Source organism: Cupriavidus sp. CuC1, assembly GCF_044627735.1.
GTDB lineage: Bacteria > Pseudomonadota > Gammaproteobacteria > Burkholderiales > Burkholderiaceae > Cupriavidus > Cupriavidus ulmosensis.
Genome location: NZ_JBIUHC010000281.1, coordinates 1 through 7096, shown reverse-complemented (window position 1 = coordinate 7096; position 7096 = coordinate 1). Strand labels below are relative to the sequence as shown.

Annotated in this window: 6 protein-coding genes and 3 pseudogenes; 6 read left to right on the top strand and 3 right to left on the bottom strand. The window is 63.0% G+C overall.

Translation table 11 applies throughout. The features are described from left to right. Positions 1 to 78: 78 nt before the first annotated feature. The 5 genes and pseudogenes from ACGLHR_RS50110 to ACGLHR_RS50090 all read left to right on the top strand — a co-directional run. Positions 79 to 1140 (top strand): annotated as a pseudogene (locus ACGLHR_RS50110) (ISKra4 family transposase); the annotation flags it as partial. A gap of 247 nt (positions 1141 to 1387) precedes the next feature. Continuing rightward, on the top strand, positions 1388 to 2872 hold the full coding sequence (locus tag ACGLHR_RS50105) for a flavin-containing monooxygenase (protein ID WP_400103373.1): 1485 nt from the start codon (positions 1388 to 1390) through the stop codon (positions 2870 to 2872). Between the two features lie 155 nt (positions 2873 to 3027). After that, positions 3028 to 3168 (top strand): hypothetical protein, encoded by a 141-nt coding sequence (locus ACGLHR_RS50100; protein ID WP_400103371.1) that lies wholly within the window; start codon positions 3028 to 3030, stop codon positions 3166 to 3168. 116 nt (positions 3169 to 3284) lie between these two features. Then, positions 3285 to 3446, top strand: coding sequence for a hypothetical protein (locus ACGLHR_RS50095; protein ID WP_400103369.1), 162 nt, complete (start codon positions 3285 to 3287; stop codon positions 3444 to 3446). Positions 3447 to 3626: 180 nt separating this feature from the next. Further along, positions 3627 to 3919 (top strand): annotated as a pseudogene (locus ACGLHR_RS50090) (SMP-30/gluconolactonase/LRE family protein); the annotation flags it as partial. A gap of 30 nt (positions 3920 to 3949) precedes the next feature. Here the strand turns inward: ACGLHR_RS50090 and ACGLHR_RS50085 are convergent. Then, positions 3950 to 4981: a 2-dehydropantoate 2-reductase gene (locus ACGLHR_RS50085; protein ID WP_400103367.1), complete on the bottom strand. Its 1032-nt coding sequence runs from the start codon at positions 4979 to 4981 to the stop codon at positions 3950 to 3952. A 50-nt stretch (positions 4982 to 5031) separates the two neighbouring features. After that, positions 5032 to 5799, bottom strand: a complete 768-nt coding sequence (locus ACGLHR_RS50080) for a class II aldolase/adducin family protein (RefSeq protein WP_400103365.1) — start codon at positions 5797 to 5799, stop codon at positions 5032 to 5034. 155 nt (positions 5800 to 5954) lie between these two features. Here ACGLHR_RS50080 and ACGLHR_RS50075 point away from each other — a divergent pair, with 155 nt between their 5' ends. Continuing rightward, positions 5955 to 6668, top strand: a complete 714-nt coding sequence (locus tag ACGLHR_RS50075; RefSeq protein ID WP_400103375.1) for a Crp/Fnr family transcriptional regulator — start codon at positions 5955 to 5957, stop codon at positions 6666 to 6668. 116 nt (positions 6669 to 6784) lie between these two features. On the opposite strand, the pseudogene ACGLHR_RS50070 reads toward ACGLHR_RS50075, so the two are convergent. Beyond that, positions 6785 to 6939: pseudogene (locus ACGLHR_RS50070) on the bottom strand (IS5/IS1182 family transposase); the annotation flags it as partial. Positions 6940 to 7096 lie beyond the last annotated feature (157 nt).

Sequence of the window (7096 nt, the reverse complement as noted above, 5' to 3'; positions counted from 1 at the left end):
CGCTTCGCCTAATCTGCCGGTGTGGGTAATCGCGGATATCTGAAGCTTCACATATTTGCGAATAGCGGCCAACCCTCCAGTCCGCTCGCCCTCTGTTTGCCCGAGCGGGTCAGTCCAGAGCTGCAGTATCTCGAGGTCAAGTTTGCAGCGCTGATGTCTTATGGCCTGACCGTCAACGTCCTGCGGGAAGTGTTGCCGCTCGATCATGTGCTGGCGGCCAGTTCGATCCGGCGCCAGGTCACCGCGCTCGGTCGCCGGCTGGAAGTGGAACAGGCCACCGATGCCCGGCAGCAGGCGGAGATGGCGGCGAGCGTCGGTTCGCCCGATATCCCGGAGCCCAGTCCGGTCCGCGCGGTTGGCATTGACGGGGGCTACCTTCGGCTGGCGGGACACAGGCGTCGCCAGGACGGCTGGTTTGAAGTGATCGTCGGGAAGTCAATGCGGGATCAGGATACCGGCCATAGTTTTGCCTACGTGCACAAGCTGGAGCACCGGCCGGCCGATCGTATGTTGAATTTTCTGCTACGAGAAGGTGTGCAACCCAGTCAACCGGTCACCTTCCTGTCGGACGGAGGCGATACCGTACGGTTTGCACAGCTTGGCTTTGGTGACCGCGGTGAGTACGTCCTCGATTGGTTCCACATCGCCATGCGGGTACAGAACCTCGAGCAGATGATCAAGGGCCGGCCGGCGCACCGCGACGGCCCGAGCAATGCAGCAATGATCAAGGCGCTGCATGGCGCCAAGTGGCACCTATGGCACGGCTGCCCCTATCCAGCGTTGCGCCGACTGGAAAGCCTGGGCTGGGATATGGATGCCGAGGCTAGTCCCGAGGAGGCCAAGCTCCTCGGCAAGCTCGAGGAATTTATCGGCTACCTGGACAACAACCGGCACTTCATCGTGAACTACGGTGACCGCTATCGGCATGGAGAGCCGATTGCATCAGGGTTCGTCGAGTCTGCCGTCAACCAGGTGGTCAGCAAGCGGTTCGTCAAGCGGCAGCAGATGGCCTGGCGGCCCCGGCATGCGCATAACCTCCTACAAATCCGAACGGCCGTGCTCAATGACCAGTTCCGATCGCACTTGGAACGATGGTATCCCTCCATCGTCAGAGCAGAAAACCACCGCAGTGCCGCTTAGTCAGCCCCCGCTTTGGCGCGGTCTCCTACCATGACGTTGCACTGAGCTTTTGAAGGCCTCGTGGAAGCTGTTCGGGAGCCAGAGCACCAGTAGCGACCCGAACACGACCTCGATCCCGACCACGTACCTGCAGGTCACCGTCACCGTCTGACGCTGCAAACTGGCGCCAAAGGCCTCTTGATACCACCGCCGCAATGGCTAAACTAGATTTCGAGTCGAAGTTTGGTTTAGGGTGGCGGGAGACTCCATGAGCAACGGCACACACTTCGACGTCCTTATCGTCGGCGCTGGCATCTCGGGAATCGGCGCCGCCTGCCACCTCAAGGCGCGCCGTCCCGGCACGACGTTCGCGATCCTGGAGGGGCGCGACTCGATCGGCGGCACGTGGGACCTGTTCAAGTACCCGGGCATCCGCTCGGACTCGGATATGCCGACCTTCGGCTACAGCTTCAAACCGTGGACACACCCCAAGATAATCGCCGACGGGCATCTCATCCTGGACTACCTCCGGGAGACCGTCACCGAAAACGGTATCGACCCGCACATCCGATTCGGCTATAAGGTTCTCGCGGCTGAGTTCTCCTCGTCGGCGGCGCACTGGATCATCACTGCCGAGCACGCCGGCACTGGCGAGCAGACCCAGTTCATGTCGCGATTCCTGTTCCTCGGCACCGGATACTACGAATATGAGTCGGGCTTCACGCCCGAGTTCGCCGGTGTCGAGGCGTTCGCGGGGCAGGTAGTCCATCCGCAGCACTGGCCCGAAAATCTGGACTATGCGGGCAAGCGGGTGGTCGTGATCGGCAGCGGCGCGACCGCCGTGACGCTAATCCCCGCAATGGCTGGCAAGACGGCGCACATCACGATGTTGCAGCGTTCGCCGAGCTACATCCTCGCTATGCCGGCCGAGGACGTGATCGCCAACCTCCTGAACAGGGTACTCGGCCCCAGGCGCGCCTCGCGGATCGTGCGGCGAAAGAACATCATGCTGCAGCGCACCATCTTCAAGGCCTGCCGACGCTTCCCCAGGTTCATGCGTTGGCTGCTCCTCGCCCTCGTGCGGCTACAGCTGCCCAAACACTTCGACTGCGACACGCACTTCTCGCCGCGCTACAACCCGTGGGAACAGCGGCTGTGCTTCGTACCCAACGGCGACCTGTTCAAGGCGATCAAGTCGGGACGGGCGTCGGTCGTCACCGACCGGATCGATCGCTTCACCGCATCCGGCATCAAGCTCGAGTCAGGGCAGGAGCTGGCCGCTGACATCGTCGTGACCGCGACCGGGCTCAACATGCTGCCATTCGGCAGTATCCAACTGAGCGTCGACGGACAGCGGCTGAACATCCCGGACACCATATTCTTCAAAGCGATGATGCTCTCCGGGGTGCCGAACTTCGCGTTCGCTCTCGGCTACAACAACACCTCCTGGACGCTCAAGGTAGACCTCGTCTGCGAGCACTTCTGCCGGTTGCTCGATCATATGGACGCGCACGGCTATCGCACCGTCGAGCCGGTGCTCGACGACCCGGACATGACACGGGTTCCAGCCAATAACCTGAAGGCCGGATACGTCCAGCGCGGCATGGGGAAGTTCCCGCGCGCGGGGACGCGCGGGCCGTGGATCGTCGACCACGCCTACGAGAAGGACGTGGAGCGCTTGCGCGAGGGCCCGGTCGAGGACAGCGCCTTGAGGTTCACCGTCGCCACCAGTCCGGCGCGAGTGGCTTCCTGAGCGGAGCTGGATGGTGTTGACCGACCTCACCTTCACCAGCCACGGGTTCGGGCTACCAACTTCGGGCGAGGGCGATCACCATCGCCCCGGGCGGTCACACTGCGGCGCACACCCATGTAGGCCGTCCAACGCAGGAGTATATCGCGCAAGGCACCGTGATCGAGGTACGCAACGGGACGCCGATCGAACACCACGCGGGCAACATCGCCCAAGGCGTGAACGGTGTTCACCATTGGTGGGAAAACCACGGCAGTGTCCCTGTCGTGCTGATTCCCGTGGATATCACCAAGCCATAGCGCTGCAGACCGGTTTTGAGTGGTCTGTTCCGATGGCAGGGCGTTGACAGACGCACGGAGGCGACAAGAATAAGTCGTTTAAGTGGCCGCTGCGGATACCCATCAGGCCGCCGGATATGGGCACGCTTGGCGCGCTCTATGACGGCCGCACCGATACCTTGGTGGATCATCAGATGCTGGCTTACCAAGCCCTCGGGTTCAGCCCGATGGCCGAGCATCAGCGTCGTTACGTGACGCGCTGGCTCAAGGAAGGAGGGGTGATCGTACCTTTCGTGTGAAATCTGGCGGTCCCGCCCCAAAAACTATTGCGAATCAAGTAGTTGCAATATCTCTGGTCGTGCGAAAGGCGGGAAGGGGCAGAGCCTTGCTGCAGGCGGCTCTCCGGTCGATTACCGCCACTTTTCGCACAAAAGGTACGATCACCCCTTTCCGGATTCCGCCTCTCCGGCAAGGGCTAGCCGGACGGGATGGCGGTCGACGCCGATGGCCATCTCTGGATTGCGGTCTTTGGCGGGGCGAGGATCGAGCGATGGTCCCCGGGGCAGCGGGTCGATCGATGTCATTCGCTTCCCATGCGGCAACATCACCAAGCTAGCCTTCGGGGGAGCCGACCTCAGGACCATCTACGTCACGACCGCGAGAAAGGGGCTTTGCCGAGGAATGCGAGCGGCAACCGCTTGCCGGCGGGCTGTTCTCATTTCACTCGCCGGTGAGCGGCCTGCCGCAGACGGCATGCAAGGTACGGTTGTGACCGGAGGCGCGAAGGGGCGAAGCAGCGGGCCTACTCCGCCCCGCGGGCCGCGGCGGCAGTACGCAACTCCGTCAGCAGCGCGTCACCCGACCACGACGGGCGCATGCTGCTGCGCTCCGCCTGCCGTACCAGTTCGCACAGGCGCTTATTCACGGGTGCCCGTTGCCCCACGCTTCGCGCGAGCTTGACCACTTCCCCGTTGATCCAGTCGATCTCCGTCGCACGCCCGGCCGCGAGGTCGTCGGACATTGACGAACGGGCGAGTGGGTCGATCGTTAGCATTGCGCGCCCGAGACGCGCGAACCATGCATCGGGTACAGACAGTACGCGAGGAATCCATGCAGGCGGAATCGGCGTCAGGCTGGCCGGCCGAATGCCGGTCCGCTTGAGCAGCCCGAGCGCTTCCTTCTGCGCCATGGCCAAGCATACGCGATAGGCGCGCTGGGCAAGCTCCTCCTTCAATGGCCGGTTCGCCAGTGCGTTGATGGCATTGTTGAGGTTCAGGAGCAACTTTGCCCATTGCACCGTCAACATGTCGGTATGCTGCGTGAGCGGCAGTCCCGCCTTGGCGAAGTCACCGACGAATGGCTGCAACTCCGGCGCACGCCGGATCTCCAACTCGCCCGCCGAACCCTGGTGAAATGCGCCGGAGCCGCGTTCCACCACATTGAAAGGCACCATGCCTTCCAGCACCGTGTTTCCCGGCAAGCCGGCGCGAAGCACGTCGGCATTGCCGATACCGTTCTGGAAGCTCACGACGACCGTATCGGGGCGCAACACGACCGCCAGCTCCGCCGCCACGGTCGCTGTCGCGGCGGATTTCACGGTGACGAGCACCAGGTCTGCGTTGGCGGCCGCGGCGCGGTCGGTCGATGCGTCGATGCGCTCGGGTGGTACGACCCAGCTCTGTCCGCCGAACCGCGACAGCGTCAGGCCATGGCTGCGCAGCACGTCCACGACGCGCGCACGTGCCACGAAAGTGACATCGCTACCACCGGCCAGCAACCGGCCCCCAAGATAGCAGCCGATTGAACCCGCGCCATAGATGCAGATATTCGTCATATGGAGTCTTGAATGATTCGCCTTGCGCAGTCATCGTGCTGTATGGACGCCTACTCTGCATAGCCCGGATTCATCCGGTTCAGTCGGCGCAGCAGGCCTGGCCACACGAGCGCCCCGGGGCTGGTACCCCGCGTCACCTGCGCGATCTGCTGCCTGATGCCGTCGAGGATCGGCTGTGCGATCGGCGTCAGTTTCGATCCACCGGATTGCGCACGGACCTGGATCATGCATGACGCTTCGAAGAAGTACATGGCGACAAACGCGTCCGCGGCCGTGGCGCCGACCGTCAGCAGGCCATGGTTGCGCAGCATCAGGTAGGTGTTGGTCCCAAGATCGCACACAAGGCGCGGCTTCTCGTCCTCATTGAGCGCGATGCCCTCGTAGTCGTGATAACCGAGTGAAGCGAGTACGCCCAATGATTGCTGCGAGAGCGGCAGCAGTCCCGCTTCCTGCACCGAGACGGCGACGCCATTGACCGAGTGGGTGTGCATCACGCAATGCGCGTCTTCGCGCGCCGCGTGCACCGCGCTATGGATCGTGAAGCCAGCCGGGTTGATTTCGTAGGGCGAATCGGACACCTTGCGGCCGTCCAGATCGACCTTCACCAGCGACGATGCGGTGATCTCGTCGAACATCATGCCGTATGGGTTGATCAGGAAATGGTGCTCCGGGCCTGGCACCCGCGCTGAAATATGGGTAAACACCAGGTCGTCCCAGCCGAACAGCGCGGTGAGGCGGTACGTTGCCGCGAGATTGACCCGCGCCTCCCATTCGGCAGGCGAAACTGCATGCTTCAGGCTGGTATCCGATGAGGCCACGTCGACACTCCTTTTTCGATGAATAGGCGAACCTGCAGCGAAACCCTGCGCCGATTGCGGTCGGTGGCGTCATGGGGGCGTTGTCAGGGGCGAGTCGCCATCATGCATGCGAACCGGGCGTAAAATCTGTCGGCTACCCGACAGTCAACATGTCGATGGAATCCCAGCTACACCGCTACCGCCCCCAACTCGAAACCACGTCATGGTTCCGCGGCCTGCCCGCGGCGCTGCGTGACTATATGGTGAGCCACGCCAGGCTGGTGCACCTGAAAAAGGGCCAGGTGCTGTACTGCTGCGGCGACCAGGCCGATGGCCTGTATGCGGTGCTGGAAGGCGCGTTGGCGATCGGCACCGTTGGCGTCGACGGCAAGGAAGCGCTGCTGGCCGTGTTGGGCCCGACCGCCTGGATCGGGGAGATTTCGCTATTCGACAGGCTGCCTCGCCCGCACGACGCCACCGCGGTTGGCAGAGTGGTGCTGCTGTACGTGCCCGAGGCGGCCCTGCTCGGTCTTCTGGATTCGACGCCCGCCTACTGGCGCGACCTGGCGCTCCTGATGGCGCAAAGGCTCCGGCTGTCGTTCAAGAATGCCGAAGCGTTGACGCTGTTGCCCGCCGCGCAGCGCCTGGCCAACCGCTTGCTGATGATCGCGGAAGGCTATGACGGTCTCAATGCAACGCGGCGTACGATAAAGATATCGCAGGACAGCCTGGCGGCGATGGCGTCGCTGTCGCGCCAGACCACGAATCAGCTACTCAAGCGCCTCGAAAGCCAGCAAGTGATCGCCCTCAGGTTCGGGGAGATCGCGATTCTGGATGTCGAACGGCTACGCGCGGCCAGCGTCGGCGATGTCGACCGCGCGCAGCCCTGACCCGCCATCGTCGGCGGCGTCCCAGGTGTCTTCCTTTCACTCTGCCGTGCGCAACACCGCGCAAGGGACGCCGCGCTACGGGTGGCAGCGCTGCACCAGCATCCAGAGAGTTAGGTAATGTCGTTGCGGTTCGCGCCGGAGGCGAGGTGGCACTTGGAACCTGATCGCGCGCGATCGGTGGGATTCGGTCCTGTTATTTCTGGCTCGCCCCAATCGCTCGAACTGAAGGGGAATCGATGATGACGCATGAGAAGTCAATGCGTTCGGCTGCCAGCCACTAAATGTTCAACTGATTGAGTTGCAGTCCGACCGCGTAAGGTAAGCGCCCAGTGAACCCATCGTGAAGGAAAGGTAAGCGGCCGGCGAACCCGTCTTGACGGTGATGATCGCAGCGGCTAGGTGGCGCTGGTAGCCGGCTTCCAGCGATG

Coding starts and splice junctions, on each gene's coding strand:
- ACGLHR_RS50105 (WP_400103373.1), top strand. CDS start 1,388: ATGAGCAACGGCACACACTTCGACGTCCTTATCGTCGGCGCTGGCATC.
- ACGLHR_RS50095 (WP_400103369.1), top strand. CDS start 3,285: ATGGGCACGCTTGGCGCGCTCTATGACGGCCGCACCGATACCTTGGTG.
- ACGLHR_RS50085 (WP_400103367.1), bottom strand. CDS start 4,981: ATGACGAATATCTGCATCTATGGCGCGGGTTCAATCGGCTGCTATCTT.
- ACGLHR_RS50075 (WP_400103375.1), top strand. CDS start 5,955: ATGGAATCCCAGCTACACCGCTACCGCCCCCAACTCGAAACCACGTCA.